16 protein-coding genes and 3 pseudogenes are annotated in these 19447 nt (G+C 72.5%); 13 read left to right on the forward strand and 6 right to left on the reverse strand.

The window, feature by feature from the left end:
• Nucleotides 1–189: 189 nt before the first annotated feature.
• The 3 genes from JT723_RS22680 to JT723_RS22690 all read right to left on the reverse strand — a co-directional run bounded on the left by JT723_RS22680 (nucleotide 190) and on the right by JT723_RS22690 (nucleotide 3409).
• Nucleotides 190–903 (reverse strand): SDR family NAD(P)-dependent oxidoreductase, encoded by a 714-nt coding sequence (locus JT723_RS22680; protein ID WP_205046572.1) that lies wholly within the window; start codon nucleotides 901–903, stop codon nucleotides 190–192.
• Between the two features lie 5 nt (nucleotides 904–908).
• On the reverse strand, nucleotides 909–2315 hold the full coding sequence (locus JT723_RS22685) for an MFS transporter (RefSeq protein WP_251513514.1): 1407 nt from the start codon (nucleotides 2313–2315) through the stop codon (nucleotides 909–911).
• A 626-nt stretch (nucleotides 2316–2941) separates the two neighbouring features.
• Nucleotides 2942–3409: a winged helix-turn-helix transcriptional regulator gene (locus JT723_RS22690; RefSeq protein ID WP_205046574.1), complete on the reverse strand. Its 468-nt coding sequence runs from the start codon at nucleotides 3407–3409 to the stop codon at nucleotides 2942–2944.
• Between the two features lie 162 nt (nucleotides 3410–3571).
• On the opposite strand from JT723_RS22690, the gene JT723_RS22695 reads away from it, so the two are divergent.
• Both JT723_RS22695 and JT723_RS22700 read left to right on the forward strand, forming a co-directional pair.
• On the forward strand, nucleotides 3572–4333 hold the full coding sequence (locus tag JT723_RS22695) for an isocitrate lyase/PEP mutase family protein (RefSeq protein ID WP_205046575.1): 762 nt from the start codon (nucleotides 3572–3574) through the stop codon (nucleotides 4331–4333).
• Nucleotides 4334–4483: 150 nt separating this feature from the next.
• Nucleotides 4484–5944, forward strand: coding sequence for an MFS transporter (locus JT723_RS22700; protein WP_205046576.1), 1461 nt, complete (start codon nucleotides 4484–4486; stop codon nucleotides 5942–5944).
• Between the two features lie 52 nt (nucleotides 5945–5996).
• Here the strand turns inward: JT723_RS22700 and JT723_RS22705 are convergent, their stop codons facing one another.
• On the reverse strand, nucleotides 5997–6257 hold the full coding sequence (locus JT723_RS22705; RefSeq protein WP_205046577.1) for a hypothetical protein: 261 nt from the start codon (nucleotides 6255–6257) through the stop codon (nucleotides 5997–5999).
• Between the two features lie 166 nt (nucleotides 6258–6423).
• On the opposite strand from JT723_RS22705, the gene JT723_RS22710 reads away from it, so the two are divergent.
• The 8 genes and pseudogenes from JT723_RS22710 (at nucleotide 6424) to JT723_RS22740 (ending at nucleotide 14693) form a co-directional block, all read left to right on the forward strand.
• The gene (locus JT723_RS22710) at nucleotides 6424–7101 is read left to right on the forward strand and encodes a class I SAM-dependent methyltransferase (RefSeq protein WP_205046578.1); all 678 of its coding nucleotides are present in this window, start codon (nucleotides 6424–6426) and stop codon (nucleotides 7099–7101) included.
• Nucleotides 7102–7145: 44 nt separating this feature from the next.
• Nucleotides 7146–7439, forward strand: a complete 294-nt coding sequence (locus JT723_RS22715; RefSeq protein ID WP_205046579.1) for a YiaA/YiaB family inner membrane protein — start codon at nucleotides 7146–7148, stop codon at nucleotides 7437–7439.
• An 88-nt stretch (nucleotides 7440–7527) separates the two neighbouring features.
• Nucleotides 7528–7947, forward strand: coding sequence for a PPOX class F420-dependent oxidoreductase (locus JT723_RS22720; protein ID WP_205046580.1), 420 nt, complete (start codon nucleotides 7528–7530; stop codon nucleotides 7945–7947).
• 176 nt (nucleotides 7948–8123) lie between these two features.
• Nucleotides 8124–9515: pseudogene (locus JT723_RS35375) on the forward strand (discoidin domain-containing protein); the annotation flags it as partial.
• A 609-nt stretch (nucleotides 9516–10124) separates the two neighbouring features.
• Nucleotides 10125–11672: pseudogene (locus JT723_RS35380) on the forward strand (glycoside hydrolase family 3 C-terminal domain-containing protein); the annotation flags it as partial.
• Nucleotides 11673–11896: 224 nt separating this feature from the next.
• Nucleotides 11897–12739: a molybdate ABC transporter substrate-binding protein gene (modA, locus tag JT723_RS22730; protein ID WP_205046582.1), complete on the forward strand. Its 843-nt coding sequence runs from the start codon at nucleotides 11897–11899 to the stop codon at nucleotides 12737–12739.
• The gene (locus JT723_RS22735; RefSeq protein ID WP_205046583.1) at nucleotides 12736–13602 is read left to right on the forward strand and encodes an ABC transporter permease; all 867 of its coding nucleotides are present in this window, start codon (nucleotides 12736–12738) and stop codon (nucleotides 13600–13602) included. Before modA ends, JT723_RS22735 begins: the two co-directional genes overlap by 4 nt.
• Nucleotides 13599–14693: an ABC transporter ATP-binding protein gene (locus tag JT723_RS22740; protein ID WP_251513518.1), complete on the forward strand. Its 1095-nt coding sequence runs from the start codon at nucleotides 13599–13601 to the stop codon at nucleotides 14691–14693. The genes JT723_RS22735 and JT723_RS22740 overlap by 4 nt, the downstream gene beginning before the upstream one ends.
• A gap of 172 nt (nucleotides 14694–14865) precedes the next feature.
• On the opposite strand, the gene JT723_RS22745 is transcribed toward JT723_RS22740, so the two are convergent.
• Entirely contained in the window at nucleotides 14866–16113 is a 1248-nt protein-coding gene (locus JT723_RS22745) for a ThuA domain-containing protein (protein WP_205046584.1), read from the reverse strand.
• Between the two features lie 204 nt (nucleotides 16114–16317).
• Between JT723_RS22745 and JT723_RS22750 the strand changes: the two are divergent.
• The 3 genes and pseudogenes from JT723_RS22750 to JT723_RS22755 all read left to right on the forward strand — a co-directional run.
• Nucleotides 16318–17538, forward strand: a pseudogene (locus JT723_RS22750) (alginate lyase family protein); the annotation flags it as partial.
• A gap of 63 nt (nucleotides 17539–17601) precedes the next feature.
• Nucleotides 17602–17976 (forward strand): ricin-type beta-trefoil lectin domain protein, encoded by a 375-nt coding sequence (locus JT723_RS35385; RefSeq protein WP_265934572.1) that lies wholly within the window; start codon nucleotides 17602–17604, stop codon nucleotides 17974–17976.
• Nucleotides 17977–18183: 207 nt separating this feature from the next.
• Entirely contained in the window at nucleotides 18184–18579 is a 396-nt protein-coding gene (locus tag JT723_RS22755) for a VOC family protein (RefSeq protein ID WP_240166023.1), read from the forward strand.
• A 3-nt stretch (nucleotides 18580–18582) separates the two neighbouring features.
• On the opposite strand, the gene JT723_RS22760 is transcribed toward JT723_RS22755, so the two are convergent.
• Nucleotides 18583–19269 (reverse strand): helix-turn-helix domain-containing protein, encoded by a 687-nt coding sequence (locus JT723_RS22760; RefSeq protein ID WP_205046586.1) that lies wholly within the window; start codon nucleotides 19267–19269, stop codon nucleotides 18583–18585.
• Nucleotides 19270–19447 lie beyond the last annotated feature (178 nt).

Below are 19447 nucleotides of genomic sequence, written 5' to 3' on the forward strand. Positions count from 1 at the left end.
CAGGCACCGAGGTTGCCCTACCTATGGTAACCACTCGGTCTCTTGTGACGACCTGTCAGCCATGGACCTGGACGGCGGGTTGGGCGCGGCGGCGTCAGGTGGTTGTCGTGGGGGCGAAGGGGCCGTCCAGGGCGGCCCCTTTCGAGGGCGGCCCGGGGGCACGTGGGGTGCGTGCCCCCGGGGTGGGGGTCAGGGGTGGGTGACGAAGGCGGACATCTGGGCCTCAAGGCGCTTGGGGGTGCTGCCGGGCCAGTCCGCCGCCAGGGGGGCGGAGAAGGGGTCGGGGAAGATCTCCTCCTCGCCCTTCGACACTCCGTCGAAGACCGCCGCGGCGACGTCGTCGGGGGACGCCTTCGGGATGTCGAAGCGCGGGCCCATGTCCGTGTCGACGGGGCCGGGGAGGGCCACGTGCACCGTCACACCGTCCTGGGCCAGCAGGGCGCGCAGGGACTGGGACAGGGAGAAGGCGCCGGCCTTGGACATCGAGTAGCCGGGGTCGAGCGGCATACCGGCAAGGGACGCCAGGGACAGGATGTTGACGATGGCTCCCCGGGAGCGGGTCAGCAGGGGCAGGAAGGCCTCCGTGACGTCGTACGTGCCGAGGAGGTTGACCGCCAGGTACGTTTCGAGGGCCGCGCGGTCGCTGTGGTGGGCGTAGACGCCGACACCGGCGTTGTTGACCAGGACGTCGAGCGATCCGACCGTCTCGACGGCCGCCCGTATCTGCGACCTGTCGGTGACGTCCAGGGTCACCGGTGTGACGCGCTCGTCCGGGTGGGTCAGCGGCTGCCGGGTCCCGGCGAACACCCGCCTGGCACCCCGCTTCAGCGCCTCCTCGACCAGTGACTTCCCGATGCCGCGGTTGGCCCCGGTGACCAGGACCGTCTTGTCGGCGATGTCCATCGTTGCTATCCCTTGCTCGCAGTCAACTGCCGCTCGGAGCCGAGTGGCAGGGGTTCGGTGTGCTCCGGGTGCCGGCGGTGCCGGGTCAGCCCGAGCCAGGTGAGGGTCAGTCCGGCGGCGGTCACGGCGACGTCGACGCCCAGGGCGAGCCGCAGGCCCGACATCTGCGAGGTCTGCGTGGCCGCGACCGAGCTGAGGATCGGGATGCCGACGCTGATGGCGACCTGCTGCGTCATCGAGGTCATGCCGGTGGCCAGGCCGTGTTCGTCCTCGGCGAGCCCGGTGGTGCCGGTCACGGTGTACGCCACGATGGCCGTGACGTGGCCGAAGAAGCTGACGAAGAGCACCGGGATGACGACCGCGAGGGCGATGCGGTGGCTGCCGACGAAGAGCAGCGGCACCATCGCCAGGCTCTGGACCGCCATGCCGGCGACGAGGACGTCGCGGTGGCCGAAGCGCCCGATCAGGCGCCCCGCGATCACGCCGGCCGCCATGGCGGCGAGTCCGGGGACGCCGAAGACGAATCCGGTGACCAGGGGCGAGAGGCCCAGGACGCCCTGGAGGTAGAGCGTCATCAGGAAGATCATCGCGGTCTCCATCGTGAAGACCACGAACCCCGCGGCATTGCCCCACTTGACGGTGGGCCGGCGCAGGATGCGCACCGGGGCGAGCGGCGCCGGGGAGCGCAGTTCGACGACCCAGAAGGCGGCGAGCAGGACCGCCCCTGCGATCCCGGCGGGTGCGCTCTTCTCGACGGCCGCGTAGATCACCGCGAGGAGGCCGCCGGAGACGGTCACCGCGCCCGGGATGTCCAGCTTCACCCGGTGCGGCGGGGCGTTGTCGGTGATCAGCGCGGGGGTGAGCAGGAGGATCAGCGCGGCGAAGGGCACGTTGAGGAAGAAGGCGGCCCGCCAGCTGAGGACACTGACCAGGGTGCCGCCGACCAGCGCGCCGACGGTGAAACCGCCGGACAGGAGTGCGCCGTTCAGGCCGAGCACCCGCGCACGCGTCGGGCCTTCCTTGAAGGTGCCCAGGAGCAGCGACAGCGCGGCCGGCGTGGCCATCGCGGTGGCGAAGCCCTGCAAGGCGCGGGCGGTGAGGAGCAGTTGCGGACTGTCGGCCATGCCGCCGAGCAGGGAGGACAGCAGCAGCAGTGCGACGCCGGCCAGGAAGAGCCGGCGGCGGCCGAAGAGGTCGCCGAGCCGTCCGAAGAGCAGGCTGAATCCCGCGGCGGGCAGCGCGTAGGCGGAGGCCACCCATGGCAGGGCGGTCCGGCTCAGCCCGACGCCGGAGCCGACGTCGGGCAGCGCGACGTTCAGTATCGAGAAGTCGACGGACAGCATGAATCCCGTGCCGAGCAGCACGAAGAGGATCAGCCGCTCCCGTCTGCCGAGGTGGATGTCGTCGGACACGTTCTGGCTCCTTTGCTGCGGGCGCGGTGCAGGGAATGTCCGGCCGGACCCGGGGGGCTCGGTGGTCTTCGCGGCGGATTCCGCACGGCGCAGCCGACACCGCTCCCCGATGGCCCGGTCGCCCCCCATGTGCAACCGACTGGTTGCGACTTTAGAGCAACCGTTCGGTTGCGTCAAACGTCGGAGCGCGCCCGCAGCCGGCCGGAGGGACCCGGGGGTGTGGGTGAGGAGGGGGATGCGGGTGAGGAAGTGCGACGGCAGGTCGCCGCCGTCGTCGCGACGGGCGCGGGAAGGGTCGCCGTACCGGAAAGCGCGCGGGGCGGGTCCCGGGCGGAACTCACGCTCGACGTGTACGCCGCGGGTCGGCGAGCGCGGCTTCGCCGCGTTGTGCCAGGTCAGCGACCGGCAGGTGATCGCCGTACACCCCATCGGGCACACACCCGCCCGGCCGCCGCGGCCGGCGGTCGCGGCGATACGGGGGCGGACCGCTGCTGCCGGCCCGCGCGGCCGGCCGGGTCATGGCCGTCGTGGAGGACGGGCGCCGCCCGCGCATCCCGGCCCGCACGGCCCGCCCGTGAACGGCGGCGGCCGCCGGCGCTCCGGTCCCGCCCCGGACCGGAAAGAGGTCAGCGGGCGGCGGGCGGCATCGGCGGCCGGGTGCGGTGCTTCTCGATCTCGTCGCCCGCGACGTCCTCCCCGCACCGCCCGCACACCGTGTGCTGCTCGACGGGTCCTTCGCACGCGCTGTGCCGGTAGACGACGGGGGGGCCGTCGGGCGCGGCCCAGCGGTCGCCCCAGCGGGTCAGCGCGATGATGACCGGCTGCAGTTCGCGGCCCTTGTCGGTGAGGACGTAGTCGTGGTGCTGCGCCCCCGGCTCGGGTAGCCGGCGCTCCATCAGCCCGTCCTCGACGAAGCGGTCGAGGCGGGCGGCCAGGACGTTGCGGGCCAGCCCCAGGCTGCGCTGGAAGTCGGTGAAGCGGGTGGTGCCCGCGAACAGCGCGTCGCGCACGATGAGCAGGCTCCAGCGTTCGCCGGCGAACTCGAGCGCCCGCGCCGCTGAGCAGTCCTGGGATTCGTAAGTACGACCGAGCATGGCACCACTCTACGCCCATCGAGTTGCATCACAAAACCGCCCCCTGCTACGTTCGCCTGGTTGCATCACAAGACCGGCCCGTCCGGCCGGCCACCACTCGCACCTCGGTGGCGCCCGCCGGCCCTTCCCCCGGCGGACCCGCCCCCGAAGAGGAGCCATTCGATGACTTCAGACCTGGCAACGTTGAAATCCCGGGCCGAGCGGCTGCGCGACCTCCACACCGGGGACCTCCTCGTCCTGCCCAACGTGTGGGACGCAGGCAGCGCGTCGGTCGTGGCCGGGGCGGGCTTCCCCGCGGTGGCCACCGCGAGCGCCGCCGTCTCGGCGGTGCTCGGCCTCTCCGACGGCGAACAGGCGCCCTGGCAGGAGATGTTCGCCGCCGCGGGGCGGATCGCCCGGGCGGTGGACGTACCGGTCACGGTGGACGCCGAGGCGGGATACGGCATGGCGCCGCGCGAACTGGTCGGCCGGCTGCTGGACGTCGGCGCCGTCGGCTGCAACCTGGAGGACACCGACCACCGGCAGGGCGGCCTTGCCGACGCCGGAGCCCAGGCCCAGTGGCTCGCGGACGTGCGTGCCGCGGCCGGCGAGGCGGGCGTCCCGATCGTCGTCAACGCCCGCGTCGACACCTTCCTGCCCGCGAGCGGCCTGTCGGGCGCCGAGCGGCTCACCGAGGCGGTCCGCCGCGGCCGGATGTACCTGGAGGCCGGCGCCGACTGCGTCTACCCCATCGGCGTACGCGACCGCGAGGACATCGCGGCGCTCGTCGCTGAACTGCCCGGCCCGGTCAACGGCAACACCGGCGAGAACGTCGACCTCGACACGCTGCGGCAGATCGGCGTGGCACGCGTGTCCTACGGCCCCCGCTTCTACCGCACGGCGCTGGCGCAGCTGAAGGCCGCGGTCGAGGAGCTGCGCCCATGACCGGGCGCAGCCCCGGCGGCCCGCCCCGCACCCGCCGCGCCAAGACCCGTCCTCCGAAGACCCGTCACACGACGTCCCGTCACACGACGTCCCGTCCCCCGAACTGGTTCCCGACGACCGGGCAGCCCGACAAGAGAGCCGCAGGCACCCATGTCCAGTAACACCAAGCCGATAGCAGACACGGGCGCCGCGACGCCCGAGCAGGCGCCCTACGCACGGCGCTGGCAGATGCTGCCGGTGCTCCTCGCCGCGATGTTCATGGTCCAGTTCGACCTCTTCGTCGTGAACGTCGCCGCCCCCTCCCTCGAACGCGACATCCACGCGGGCCAGGCCGCACTGGAACTCATCGTCGCCGGCTACGGGTTCACCTACGCGGCCGGGCTGGTCACCGGCGGCCGGCTCGGTGACCTGCTCGGTGCGCGGGTGATGTTCCTCGGCGGGACCCTCGCCTTCACCGCCGCCTCCCTGCTGTGCGGCCTCGCGCAGAACTCCGGCGAACTCGTGGCGGCCCGCCTGGTGCAGGGCCTGACCGGTGCGGCGATGGTGCCGCAGGTGCTCGCGCTGATCACCGGCACCTTCCCGCCGGCCGAACGCCCGCGCGCACTGGGCTGGTTCGGCGTCGCCCTGGGCACCGGCGGGGTGGCCGGGCAGGTCCTGGGCGGCGCGCTGCTCCAGGGCGACGTGCTGGGCCTGGGCTGGCGAGTCATCTTCCTGGTCAACGTGCCGATCGGCCTGGTCGTGGTGCTGCTGGCGCTGCGCCTGCTGCCGGTTCAGGCGGCCGGGGCGCGCCCCCGGCTCGACCCGGTCGGCGCGGTCGGCATCTCCGGGTCGCTGGCGCTGGCGCTGGTCCCGCTGGTCCTGGGCCGCTCCCAGGGCTGGCCGGTGTGGGGCTGGGTCATGCTGGCGGCCTCGGTGCCCGCGATGGTGCTCAGCCTGCGCTGGGAGGCCGCGCTCGGCAGCAGGGGCGGCCAACCGCTGCTGGACCTCGCGCTGTTCCGCAACGCCGTCTTCACCCGCGGCCTGATCGTCAGTGTGGGCGTCTTCGCGGCCTTCTACAGCTTCATGTTCTCGCTGACCCTGGTCCTCCAGTCGGGGCTGGGCCTGAGCCCGCTGCACGCGGGGTACACCTCCGCGCCGCTGGCCGTGGCCTTCGCCACCGCCTCCATGATCGGCCCGCGCAAGGTGCGCACGTACGGGCCGCTGCTGGTGACCGCGGGAATCCTCATCGCGGGAGTCGGCATGGCGGGGCTCATCGCGGTGCTCGCGGTGTCCGGATCCGACACCAGCGCCGCACGGCTGATCGGGCCGATGGTCCTGGTCGGCTTCGGCAACGGGCTGGCCGTGCCCGTACTGGCCGGGGTGATCCTGGCCGGCGCGCGGACGGTGCAGGCGGGCGCGGCGGCGGGAGTGCTCACCACCACGCAGCAGTTCGCGAGCGTGGCAGGTGTCGCGGGCATCGGCACGGTCTTCTTCAGCGCGCTGGGCAGCCACCACGACGTCCTCGGCTTCGCGCACGCGCTGGAGTGGGTCCTCGGCATCGGCCTGGTGCTGCTGCTGGTCGCGGGCCTCACCACGCTGCGGCTGCCCCGCCCGCCCAAGCCCACCGGCTGACGCTTACCGGCCCCGCGGGGAGCCCGGCCGCCCGGCCGGGCTCCCCGCCGCGTCAGCAGGCGGCGCCCTGGACGCGGAGCCGGGGGCGGGCCTGCTGGTAGCGCGACTTGAGGTCGTCGAGGGACGTCGGCTGCCAGTCGACCTCGATCTTCCTGGTGGCCAGCGGGAAGGTCGCGCAGTGGATGCCGTCCCGCTGCTCCCTGAAGTGCTGGAGCAGGGCGCCGCCTTCGGTGGCCTGGGCGCTCTCGTAGCAGGGCTGGCCGCAGGAGGAGCAGAGGAAGACGGGCCCGGTGTAGGTGCGGATCGATTCCATGGCGGCAGGGTCACACGCCGCCCGCCGCGTACGGCGCCGATGACGGCAAGCGACCGCTTTCGGCCGGTCCGGGTCACGGCGCGACCCGACGTGGTTCCCGGGTGATCTCCGCTGATCTCCGGGCGGCGGAAAGGGCGTTGTCAGACCCGCCTCCTACGGTGGGCCGATGCGCACACACCCCATCGACCGCCCGGCCGACCTCGACCAGGTCCGCGACTCCTACGACCGGGTCGCCGACAACTACGTCCACATGATGCAGACGACGGGCATGGCCGACATCCGCCGCCACCCGTGGCTCAGGGCGTCGATCGACGTCTTCGCCGAGGAGGTCGGCGGCCTCGGCCCGGTGCTCGACGTCGGCTGCGGGCCCGGCACGGTGACCGCCTACCTCGCGGAGCGCGGAGTCGACGTCTCGGGCGTCGACCTGTCGCCCCGCATGATCGAGAACGCCCGGCGCCTGCACCCCGAGTGCCGCTTCGCCGTCTCCTCCGCCACCGAACTCGACCTCGCGCCCGGGTCGCTGGGCGGCGTGCTCGGCTGGTGGTCGCTGTTCAACCTGCCCCGGGACGTGCTGCCCCAGGTCCTGGCCCATTTCGCGGACGCGCTCGTGCCCGGCGGCCACTTCATCACCGGCACCCACGTCGGCGACGAGGACGCCCTGCGCACCGAGGCCTACGGCGGTGTCCCCGTCCGCTGGACGACCCACAAGTGGCAGCCGGAGGCCCTGGTGGCCCTGATCGAGCAGGCGGGGCTCCGCCCGGTCGCGGAACTGCGGCTGCCCGCGGGCGAGTTCAGCGGCCCCGGGGTGGTGGTCATGGCGCAGCGCCCGGTGCGACCTGAGTAGGCGTACTCATGACGGCGCCTGCCCGGCCGGGGATCGTTGGGGGTATGACGAAGGTGATTCCGCAGCAGCAGACGACTGCTGCGTACGCCGTGCAGGCCGCGATCTCGTTCGCGCTTGCACTGGGCGCGATGGTGGTGGGAGTGGCGTATCTGCCGGTGGACGCCTGGATCCGGGCCTTCCTGGCGGTCGGGCTGCTCTATGTCGTGACGTCGACCTTCACCCTGGCCAAGGTCGTCAGGGACCGCCAGCAGGAGGTCCAGGTGGTCAGCAGGGTGGACCAGGCCCGGCTGGACAAGTTGCTGGCCGAGCACGACCCCTTCAAGGTGGAGGGGGTCTGACGGGCCGCCCGCCGGGGTCGCCGAGGTCGGTCCGGGGTCGCGAACTGCCCGCTGTCACAAGGGGCGTTCGCGACCTAGACTCTGCCGGATGACGATACTTACCCCTGATCTGCGCGCGCTGATCGAGAGCGGGCCGTTAACGCATCTGTCCACCGTGAACCCGGACGGCAGTCCGCAGTCCACGCTCATCTGGATCGGTCTCGACGGCGACGACATCGTCAGCGCCCACATGATGCTGCGGCAGAAGGTGCGCAACGTGCAGCGCGAGCCGCGCGTCGTGCTGACCTTCACCGCACCCGCCACACCCGGCGCGATGCTGGCGCCGTACGCCTTCCTGCACGCCAAGGCCACCGTCGAGGAGGGCGGCGCCCGCGACCTGCTGACCCGCCTCGGCAAGGTCTACGTGGCGCCCGACTACGAGTTCCCGCTGCCGCCCGGCGAGGGCTACCTGCTCCGTTACGCGGTCGAGCGTGTCGGCGGCGTCGGCCCCTGGGCGCCCCCCATGTGATCTCCGTACCCGCCAACGCAGTTGCGCCACGACCCACCGCAGCCCCGGCCCGACGGCCGGGGCTGCGGCCGTCCTGTGCACAGGCATTGACACTGATCAGCGGTTGGCGTGAGACTCCCCCCGGAGAGCGCTCTCCCGGCTTCGTCAAGAGGTACACACCCCCCATGGAGATGCACATGAGCCTCCTGTCCCTCTTCCTGCGCGCACTGCGGCGCAGAAGACCCTTACTGGCCGCCCTGGTGGCGGCCGTCGTCGTGGCGGCAGGGGCGATCACCGCCACCTCGGGTACCGCCAGCGCCGCACCCTCGCTGCTGTCGCAGGGGAAGACCGCGACGGCGTCCTCCACCGAGAACGCCGGCACCCCGGCCTCCGCGGCCGTCGACGGCAACACCGGCACCCGCTGGTCGAGCGCCGCCGCCGACCCGCAGTGGCTGCAGGTCGACCTCGGCAGCACCGCCACCCTCAGCTCCGTCACCCTCAACTGGGAGACGGCCTACGCCACTTCCTTCAAGATCCAGGTCTCGGACAACGCGCAGACCTGGACCGACGCCTACTCCACCACGGCGGGCACCGGCGGCACCCAGACGGTTCCCGTAAACGCTTCCGGCCGCTACGTGCGGATGTACGGCACGGCCCGCGCGACCGGATACGGCTACTCCCTGTGGGAGTTCCAGGTCTTCGGCACGACCGGCGGCACCAACCCGGGCGCCTGCGGCACCGCCAACGCGGCGCAGGGCAGGACCGCGACGGCCTCCTCCACCGAGAACGCCGGCACCCCGGCCTCGGCGGCCGTCGACGGCGACAACGGCACCCGCTGGTCGAGCGCGGCGGCCGACCCGCAGTGGCTGCAGGTCGACCTGGGCTCGTCGCAGGCCGTCTGCCAGGTGGTGCTGAACTGGGAGACGGCCTACGCGACCGCCTTCAAGATCCAGGTCTCGGACAACGCGCAGACCTGGACCGACGCCTACTCCACCACGGCGGGCACCGGCGGCACCCAGACGCTGAACGCCTCGGGCACCGGCCGCTACGTGCGGATGTACGGGACGGCCCGGGCCACCGGATACGGCTACTCCCTGTGGGAGTTCCAGGTCCGCACCACCTCGGGCGGCAGCACCACACCCCCCACCACCGACCCCGGCAACCCCGGCGGCGGCGACTTCTCCGGCACGGTCATCTCCGCCTACAAGCAGGTGTCCGCGTCCTCCTACGAAGGCGGCAACGCCCCGGCCGCCGCCCTCGACGGCCGGACCACCACCCGCTGGTCGAGCCTGGCGAGCGACGACCAGTGGCTGCGCGTCGACCTCGGCGGCACCGGCACCCTCAGCGGCATCGTGCTCGACTGGGAGGCGGCCTACGCCACCGGCTACCGCATCGAGATCTCCGACAACGGCACCTCCTGGACGCAGCTGTACGCGACCACGACCGGCAAGGGCGGCACCGAGAAGCTGCCGGTGACCGGCAAGGGCCGCTATGTGCGCTTCACCGGCACGGCCCGCGCCACGGGTTACGGCTACTCGCTGTGGGAGTTCCAGGTCTACGGCACGCTCGACAGCTCCACGGCGACCCCGCCGCTGCTGTCGGGGCCGACCAAGGCCCCTGCCACGACAGGGCAGTTCCAGCTGGCAGCGCCCGCGGACAAGGCCATGGTCACCGACACCCGCCGCCCGGCGCTGAGCTGGAACGCGGTCGGCGGCACCGCCCACTACGAGGTGTGGCTCAACATCAGCCGCACCGACTACGACTTCACCGCGTCCGGCAACCTGCTGGACCTCTACACCAAGGTGGCCGAGCCCACCGGCACGAGCTACACGCCGAGTTGGGACATCACCGACCGGTGGACGTACAAGTGGTTCGTCGTCGCGGTGGCGGGCTCCGGCGCGAAGACGACGTCCACCATCCGTACGTTCAGCCTCTACCTGCCCGACGTGGAGCAGGTCGCGGACGGCGTCAACGTGATCAACGGCGCCCGCGACCTCAACAAGGACGGCCAGATCGAGCCGTACGAGGACTGGCGGCAGCCGGTCGCCACCCGGGTCAGCGACCTTCTCAGCCGGATGACGCTGGAGGAGAAGGCCTATCAGATGTTCTACAACGTCCAGACGTATCCGATGTCCGGCTGGCACTTCGGACCCGCGCAGCCCGCGGACCTGAACAACGTGCTGCTGTCCACGGCCGCGACGCGGCTGGGCATCCCGCCGGTCTCGGCGGGCGACACCACGGCGGGCTACCAGACGACGTACCCGCTGCAGAGCACGCTGGCAGCGGGCAAGGACTACCCGCTGGACTACAAGCTCGGCGACATGGAGCGCAAGGAGGAGCTGGAGGTCGGGGCGCGCGGCACGCTCTCACCGCTCGCCGAGGTCGGCACCAAGGTGCTCTACCCGCGCATCCAGGAGGGCGGCGGCGAGAACGCCGAGGTGGCGGCGGCCCAGCTGCGGGCGCTGGTCGCCGGCCTGCAGGGCGGCCCCGAGCTGAACCCCGGCTCGGTGCTGGCGACGGTCAAGCACTGGCCCGGTGAGGGCGCGGGCGGCGAGGCGGGCATCGTCTACGACGCGACCACGATCAAGTACCACATGATCCCCTTCCGGGCGGCGATGGAGGCCGGCGCGGTCAACATCATGCCGGGCTACGCGGGCAGTTCGTACCTGGACCCGGGCGGTCCCGGCGCGGGCGACAGCGCCAAGATCCTCACCTACCTGCGGCAGAACATGGGGTACACCGGTCTGATCACCACCGACTGGCTGCCGTCGGGCGCGTGGGTCAACGCGGCCAACGCGGGCTCCGACGTGATGGGCGGCGCCGACCCGGGTGCCGCGGGTTTCACCATGGCGGGCTTCGAGCAGCAGGTGCCGCTGGCGCGGATAAACGACGCGGTGACGCGGATCCTCACGCTCAAGTTCGAGCTGGGCATCTTCGACCACCCCTACGGCGACCCGGTCAACGGCCCCTACCGCTTCCACCAGCCGTCGTACACGCAGCTGGCCAACCAGGCCTCCCGCGAGTCCAACACGGTGCTCAAGAACAACGGTGTGCTGCCGCTCAAGCTCGCCTCGGGCGACAACATCGTGGTGGCCGGCGACCGGGCGACCGACGGCGCCGCCTGCTGCATCTGGTCCAGCTACTTCCACCCGGACTACGGGTCGCTGGACCAGCTCGACGCCCTCAAGGCGAGAGCCGCCAAGGACGGCGTGAACGTCGCCCAGGGCACGGCGGCCAATCCGAAGGTCGCGGTGGTGTACGTCGGCGAGCCCTCCTACACCCACGCCACCGCGTGGCCGGACACCCAGCCGTACCTGCCGGCCGACCAGCTGGCGCTGATCCAGAACTACAAGAGCCAGGGGCTCAAGGTGGTGGTCGTCCTGACACTGCCGCGGCCCATCGTGATCAGCGACTGGAACACCCTGGCCGACGCCATCGTGGTGACCTACCGCGGCGGCGAGGAGGTCGGCCCCGCGACCGCGAGCCTGCTGTTCGGGGACTACACCCCGCGCGGCCGCCTGCCCTGGCAGCTGCCGCGCAGCCTGGACCAGGTGCTCAAGCCGGGCGGCGGTGACAACCAGGCCGACGCGAACGAGGCGTGGGACCTGCCGTACGACCTCGGTGCGACCGCTGCCGAGCGGGACGACATCCGGGCGAAGATCGACGCAGGACAGACCGTCCCGACCACGTACGGCAACCCGCTGTACGCCTACGGGGCCGGGCTGACCAGCTGGGCCGCCGGCTGACCGGCGTTCCGTACGCCGTCCGCGCTCCCGGGCTCGTCCCGGCACGGGAGCGCGGGCGGGCGGGTACCCCCGGACCCGGCGGTGCGATTGGATGATCGCACAAGCCAGGCCCGCGGGCCTGAACGTATGGATTATGCAATGTGCCGACAGACATCCTCCTCGCATCTGCGGAATTATGATCGTGGAATCCGCACGGCTGCGTGCGGCAGAGAGGAAGACGTCCCGTGACAACACGTTCCGCACGCCGCCACACCCTCCCGCTGGCCCTGGGCGGCGCCGCGGTGCTGCTGGCGCTCACCGCCTGCTCCTCCTCCGGCAACTCGTCCTCGGACTCCCCGGCCGCGTCGGCCCCCGCCCCTGGCTCGACGCCGGCGAGCACGCCCGCCGAGGTCACCGGGTCGGTCACGGTCTTCGCCGCGGCCTCCCTCAAGGAGTCCTTCACCACGCTCGGCAAGCAGTTCGAGACCGCCTACCCCGGCACCAAGGTCACCTTCAACTTCGGCGGCAGCGACACCCTCGCGGCGAGCATCACCGCCGGCGCCCCCGCCGACGTGTTCGCCGCCGCGAGCCCGGCCACCATGAAGACCGTCACCGACGCGGGCGACGGGCAGGGCGACCCGTCCACCTTCGTGCGCAACCAGCTGGAGATCGCCACCCTGCCGGGCAACCCGCAGCACATCGCCACCCTCAAGGACCTCGCCAAGTCCGGGCTCAAGGTCGCGCTGTGCGCCAAGACCGTGCCCTGCGGCTCCGCCGCCCAGAAGGCGCTCACCGCCGGCAGGCTCTCGCTGACCCCGGTGTCCTACGAGCAGGACGTGAAGTCGGCGCTCACCAAGGTGGAGCTGAAGGAGGTCGACGCGGCGGTCGTCTACCAGACCGACGTCAAGGCCGCGGGCGGCAAGGTGGAGGGCGTGCCGTTCCCCGAGTCCGCGAACGCGGTCAACGCCTACCCGATCGTCGCGCTCAAGGACGCTCCCAACGCGGCCGCCGCCCAGGCCTTCATCGCGCTGGTGAAGTCCGCGGAGGGCCAGAAGGTCCTGACGCAGGCGGGCTTCCTCAACCCGTGACGGACCACTCCCCCGCCGCGGCCGGCCCCCGGGACACCCCGGGCAGCCGGACGCGGCCCGGCACCCGCAGCCGCACGCGCTCCCGCTCCCGGGTGCCGGTCGCGCTGGTGCTGCCCGCCCTGGCCGGCCTGGCCTTCCTGCTGCTGCCGCTGGTCGCCCTGCTGATCAGGGCGCCCTGGCGGAGCCTGCCCGACCAGCTGACCAGCGCCGCGGTGTGGCAGGCGCTGCGGCTGTCGCTGCAGACCGCGACCCTCGCGACGGCCGCGTCGCTGCTCTTCGGGGTGCCGCTGGCCTGGCTGCTGGCCCGCACCGACTTCCCCGGGCGGCGGCTGGTACGCGCCCTGGTCACGCTGCCGCTCGTACTGCCGCCCGTGGTCGGCGGGGTCGCACTGCTGCTGGCGCTCGGCCGCAACGGGGTGGTGGGCCGCTGGCTCGACTCGGCCTTCGGCGTCACCCTGCCCTTCACCACCTCGGGCGTCGTCGTCGCCGAGACCTTCGTGGCCATGCCCTTCCTGGTCATCACCGTCGAGGGCACCCTGCGGGCCGCCGACGCCCGCTACGAGGAGGCCGCCGCCACGCTGGGCGCCTCCCGCTTCACCGCCTTCCGCCGGGTGACGCTGCCGATGATCGCCCCCGGGGTGGCCGCGGGGGCGGTGCTGGCCTGGGCGCGGGCGCTCGGCGAGTTCGGCGCCACCATCACCTTCGCCGGCAGCTTCCCCGGCCGCACCCAGACGATGCCGCTCGCGGTCTACCTCGCGCTCCAGGACGACCCGGCGGCGGCCGTCGCGCTGAGCCTGGTGCTGCTCGCGGTGTCCCTCGCCGTGCTCGCCGGGCTGCGCGAACGCTGGACGGGGGCGCTGTGAAAGGACCCGCCCTGACCAAGGACACCGGCGGCGGAACCGGGCTCGACGCGCACCTGCTGCTCGACCGCGGCTCCTTCACCCTGGACGTCGCCCTGGGCGTGCGGCCCGGCGAAGTGCTCGCCCTGCTCGGCCCGAACGGCGCGGGCAAGACCACCGCGCTGCGCGCCCTGGCCGGCCTCGCCCCGCTCACCGGCGGCCACCTGCGGCTCGACGGCGAGACCCTGGAGGACCCCGCACTACGCCGCCGCACCCCGCCCGAGGCCCGCCCCGTCGGGGTGATCTTCCAGGACTACCTGCTCTTCCCGCACCTGACCGCCCTGGAGAACGTGGCCTTCGGCCCGCGCTGCCAGGGCATGTCACGGGCCGCCGCCCGCGCGCTGGCCGCCGGCCTGCTCGACCGCATGGGCCTCGCCGACCAGGCGGGCGCCAAGCCGCGCCGCCTGTCCGGCGGCCAGGCCCAGCGCGTCGCCCTCGCCCGCGCACTGGCCACCGGGCCGCGGCTGCTGCTCCTGGACGAGCCGCTCGCCGCGCTCGACGCCCGCGCCAGGCTCGACGTCCGGGCGGAACTGCGGCGGCACCTGGCCGCCTTCGAGGCGGTGGCGATCCTGGTCACGCACGACCCGCTCGACGCGATGGTGCTGGCCGACCGGCTCGTGGTCATCGAGGACGGCCGCCGGGTCCAAGAGGGCACACCCGCCGAGATCGCCCGCCGCCCGCGCACGGACTACGTCGCCCGGCTGGTCGGCCTGAACCTCTACCAGGGCGAAGCCGCGGGCCACACCGTACGGCTGGCGCCTGGCCTCGCCCTGACCACGACGGAGGCGGTCGACGGCCCGGCCTTCGTCGCCTTCCCCCCGAGCGCGGTCACCCTCCACCGCGACCGCCCCGACTCCAGCGCGCGCAACGCCTGGCCTGCGGCCGTCACCGGCATGGAATCCCACGGCGACCAGATCCGCGTCGCCCTGACCGCCGCGGGCCTCCCCCTGACCGCCGACCTCACCCCCGTCTCCGTCGCCGAACTCCTCCTGGCCCCAGGTGCCGAGGTCTGGGCGTCCGTGAAGGCCGCCCAGACCCACGCATACCCGGCCTGACGGCCGGTAGGGGGCTGCCACTTGCGGCGCCATATCGCCTTTCCCCAGGTGGGGGCTTGTCGCGCAGTTCCCCGCGCCCCAAGAACGGCTTGCCCTCTCCCCGCGGGGTGGGCGTTTTTCAGGGGCGCGGGAAACTGCGCTGCAAGCCCCCACCGGGGGAAGGGGCACCCCCTTAGGCGGTCGGGAGGGTCCAGGCCTGGTTGGCGGCACCGGTGCAGGACCAGATCTGCAGACGGGTCCCGTTTGCAGAGGAATTGCCCGTCGCGTCAAGGCACTTGCCGGACTGCGGGTTGACCAGGCTCCCGCCGGACCCAGGTTGCCAGACCTGCGACCCCGTCCCGTTGCAGTCGTACAACTGCACCTTCGTGCCGTTCACCGTCCCGGCCGAGGCCACGTCCATGCACTTGCCCAGCGCCTTCAGCGTGCCGTCGGAACCGACCGTCCAGGTCTGCGCGTTGGTGCCGTTGCAGTCGTACAGCTGCACCGCGGCCCCGTTGGCCGAACTGGCCCCGGCGACGTCGACGCACTTCCCGCCGAAGCCGTGGATCGGCCCGGTGCCGCCGCCGGGCGGCGGGGTGACGGGGCCGGACTGCCCCGCCGCCCACTTGATCTCCTGGAGCAGCAGCTTGTTCTGGTCGGCGCTGGCGAAGGTCGAGGACAGTGCGGTGTTGGTCGCGTAGTCCATCGCGTTGTGGCCGAAGTTGTTGTAGACCATGTGGTAGTTCCGGTTCGACCACACGATCGGGTAGTACCCGCTGTACCAGGTCTGGTTGGGGTCGGTGCCGATCGGGAAGGTCGACTGGTCCATCGAGGCCAGGATGTCGATGGCCGGGTTCTGCCGCAGGTCGTTCTGCCAGCTGTACCACTCGCTGACCGACGAGGTGATGGTGGACGGCAGCCCCGCGGTCGCCGCGTGGCCCGAGTCCTCGATCTTGAGCGTCTCGGCGGTCGGCCCCCAGGAGTTGGACTGGAAGAGCCCGGTGCCGAGGAAGGTCTGGTGGTACCAGGACCAGCTGTTGGACGAGGTGTCGTTGTACGCGGCGACGTGGAAGCCGATCCAGCCGCCGCCGTTGTTCATGTACGTCTGGAACGCGCTCTGCTGGGCCGCGGTCTGCGGGTAGTTGTCGAGGAACATCACGACCTGGTAGTTCGCCAGGTTCGCGGTGTTGAGCTGGTTCCAGTCGTTGGTGGCGGTGTACGAGAAGCCGTTCGCCGTGGCCTGCTGCGGGAACCAGGCGTTGGCCTCGTGGACGAAGCTGATGTGCGCGGCGTCGTAGGTGCCGTCGTAGAAGGCGAGCACCTTGAACGGCGTTGCGGCGTGCGCCCGGTGCGCGGGGGCCGCGAGTGCGCCGAGCATTACGGCCAGCAGGGCGAGCAGGCGTATCAGGGTACGGGGAAGCGCGGTGCGGGTTCTGACCATCGGAGGCCTTCCTTGTGCGCGACGGTGTGGGGGACGTGCGCCTGTACCAGGATTCAAAGGTCTAGACGATGTTCATGTCAATGACCTATGGTCCATACCATCTTGACGCTCCCCCACATTCGCCGCCGCGCGGCCAAGGAGCCCCCCATGGAACGATTCCTCCGCCCCAGCCGTCCCACACCTCGCCGTAACCGGTTTCGTCACATGCTGGCCCTGATCGCCTCCGGGGCGGTGCTGACAACGGCCGCTACGCTAGTGACCGGTACCGGCGCCGCGACCGCCGCCATCCCGGCCGCCGCACCCGCTGCGGCGCCCGCCGCGGCCCCTGCCGCCGCTGCCGCACCCACCTCGTTCGTTCACCCCGGTGTCCTGGTCAGCCGGTCCCAACTCGACTACGTCAAGTCCCAGGTGCAGGCCGGGGCCGCGCCCTGGACCGCCGCGTACACGCAGATGACGTCCAGCTCCTACGCCTCGCTGAGCCGCACCCCCAAGCCGCGCGCCACCGTCGAGTGCGGGCCGTACTCCAACCCCAACAACGGCTGTACGGACGAGCGCGAGGACGCCATCGCCGCGTACACCGACGCGCTCGCCTGGTACATCAGCGGCAACTCCGCCTACGCGCAGGAGGCGATCAGGCTGATGGACGCCTGGTCGTCCACCATCACCGGGCACACCAACAGCAACGCGCCCCTGCAGACCGGCTGGGCGGGCTCGGTGTGGCCGCGGGCCGCCGAGATCATCAAGTACACCTACACCGGCGGCTGGCCGAACTCCGGGCGCTTCGCCACCATGCTGCGCAACGTCTACCTGCCCGAGGTCATCAACGGCTCCAACAGCAACGGCAACTGGGAGCTGACGATGATGGAGGCCGCCGTCGGCATCTCCGTCTTCCTCGACGACACCTCCTCCTACGACCGGGCCATCACGCGCTACCTCAACCGCGTGCCGGCCTACGTCTACCTCAGCTCCGACGGCTCACTGCCCAAGACCGTGCCGGGCAGCGGGCTGACCACCGCCGCGCAGATCATCAGCTACTGGCAGGGCCAGTCCACCTTCGTCGACGGGCTCACCCAGGAGACCTGCCGCGACTTCACCCACACCGGGTACGGCATCGCGTCCATCTCCGACGTCGCGGAGACCGCCTTCATCCAGGGCCAGGACCTCTACCCGCAGGTCGGCCCGCGGCTGCAGCAGGCGCTCGGCTTCCAGTCCAAGTACGAGCTGGGCACCGCGCCGCCGTCGTGGCTGTGCGGCGGCCACCTCACGCTGGGCCTCGGCCCCGTCACCGAGGTCGGCTTCAACGCGCTGCACAACCGGATGGGCATCGCGATGACCAACACGCAGACCCTCACCGAGTCGCGGCGGCCCGCGGGGTCCAACAACCTCTTCGTGGCATGGGAGACGCTCACGAACGCGGACAACCCGGATGTCGCGCCCGGCAGTTCCACCCCGCCGACTTCCCCGCCGCCCGGCGGCGGCACCGGGCCGATCCACGGGATCGGCGGGAAGTGCGTCGACGTCGCCGGGGCCAGTTCGGCCAACGGGGCGGCGGTGCAGCTGTACGACTGCAACGGGACTGCTGCACAGAGCTGGACGGTCGCGTCAGGGGGCGCCTTGCAGGCGCTGGGCAAGTGCATGGACGTGGCCGCGGCCGGGACGGCGAACGGGACGGTCGTCCAGTTGTACGACTGCAACGGGACGGGGTCGCAGGTCTGGCAACCTGGGTCCGGCGGGACCCTGGTCAACCCGCAGTCCGGCAAGTGCCTTGACGCGACGGGCAATTCCTCGGCCAACGGGACCCGTCTGCAGATCTGGTCCTGCACCGGTGCCGCCAACCAGGCCTGGACCCTCCCGACCGCCTAAGGGGGTGCCCCTTCCCCCGATGGGGGCTTGTCGCGCAGTTCCCCGCGCCCCCAAGAACGGCTTGCCCTCTTCCCGGAGGGTGGGCCATCCCCCCAAGACGGGCGCCGCCGCGAAGATGGGTGCGCATTCGCGGCGGCGCCCCCTGCTCCGGGGGGGTGACCGTTTGGTTCAAGACGGGGAGTGGGGCGCGCGCCTAGCGTGGGTGGCATGAACGCACACGTGACACCCCGTATGGACATGATCGGCCTTGTCGTCACCGACATGGCCGCATCGCTCGGCTTCTACCGGCGGCTCGGGATCGAGGTACCCGCGGAGGCGGACGGCCAGCCGCATGTGGACGTCGTGCTGGGCGGTGGGCTGCGGATGGCCTGGGACACCGTCGAGACGGTGCGGTCCTTCGACCCCGGGTGGGAGCCCGCGACCGGCAGCCGGGTGGCGCTGGCCTTCGACTGCGGCAGCCCCGCCGGGGTGGATGCGGTGTGGGCCGAGCTGACGGACGCCGGGTACGAGGGGCACCTCAAGCCGTGGGACGCCTTCTGGGGGCAGCGCTACGCCGTCGTCCACGACCCCGACGGCAACGCCGTCGACCTCTTCGCGGCGTAGGCCCTAGGGCCGCAGCAGGTCGCCCAGGGTGACGCCCGCGAGGGCGCGGACCTCGCGGGAGAGATGGGGCTGGTCGGCGTAACCGGTGTCGGCGGCGACGCGGGCGAGGGGGGTGCCGGCTCTGGCAAGGGCCAGAGCGCGCTGGAGGCGCAGGATCCTGGCCAGGGTGCGCGGACCGTAGCCGAAGGCGGCTTCGCAGCGGCGGCGCAGTTGGCGTTCGCCGAGGCCGCAGGGCGCGGTGGCCGCGGCGAGCGGGGCGCCCGCGGACAGTGCGGCGGCGACCGCGGCGGGCAGCGGGTCGGCGGGCGCGGCCGTGCGGGCACGGGACGCGGCCCAGGCGTCGAGGGCGGCTGCCGGGCCGGCGTCCGCGCGGGTGGCGAGGCGGCGGGCCTGCTCGGCGGGCCACAGGTCGTCCAGCGGGACCCGCTGGTCGCGGACCTCGCGGGCGGGCAGGCCGAGCAGGGCGGGGCCGACGCCGGGGGCGAAGCGCAGGCCCGCGTAGCTGCTGCCGGGGCGGTCGGCGACGGCGTAGGCGGCGGTGTCGGGGCCTGCCACGAACAGTGAACCGTCGTGCCAGACCAGGTCCATGCAGCCGTCGGGCAGCACCCGGTAGGGGCTGCCGCCGCCGTCGGTCCGTGTCCACAGGGTCGCCCCGGGCACCAGGGCGGCCCGTTCCCGATACGCGCTCACCCCTCCATGATGCCTCCGGTCAGCTGCGGTCGTGCTCGCTCCAGGGGGCCTGCTGCGGGGGGAACGGGGGCATCGGCGGGGGCGCGAGGGGGGGGGGGGGGGGCGGGGGGGGCGGGGGGGGGGGGGGGGGCGCGGGGGGGGGGGGGGGGGGGGGGGGGGGGGGGGGGCGGGGGGGGCC

Source organism: Actinacidiphila bryophytorum, from assembly GCF_016916835.1.
GTDB classification, from domain to species: domain Bacteria; phylum Actinomycetota; class Actinomycetes; order Streptomycetales; family Streptomycetaceae; genus Actinacidiphila; species Actinacidiphila bryophytorum.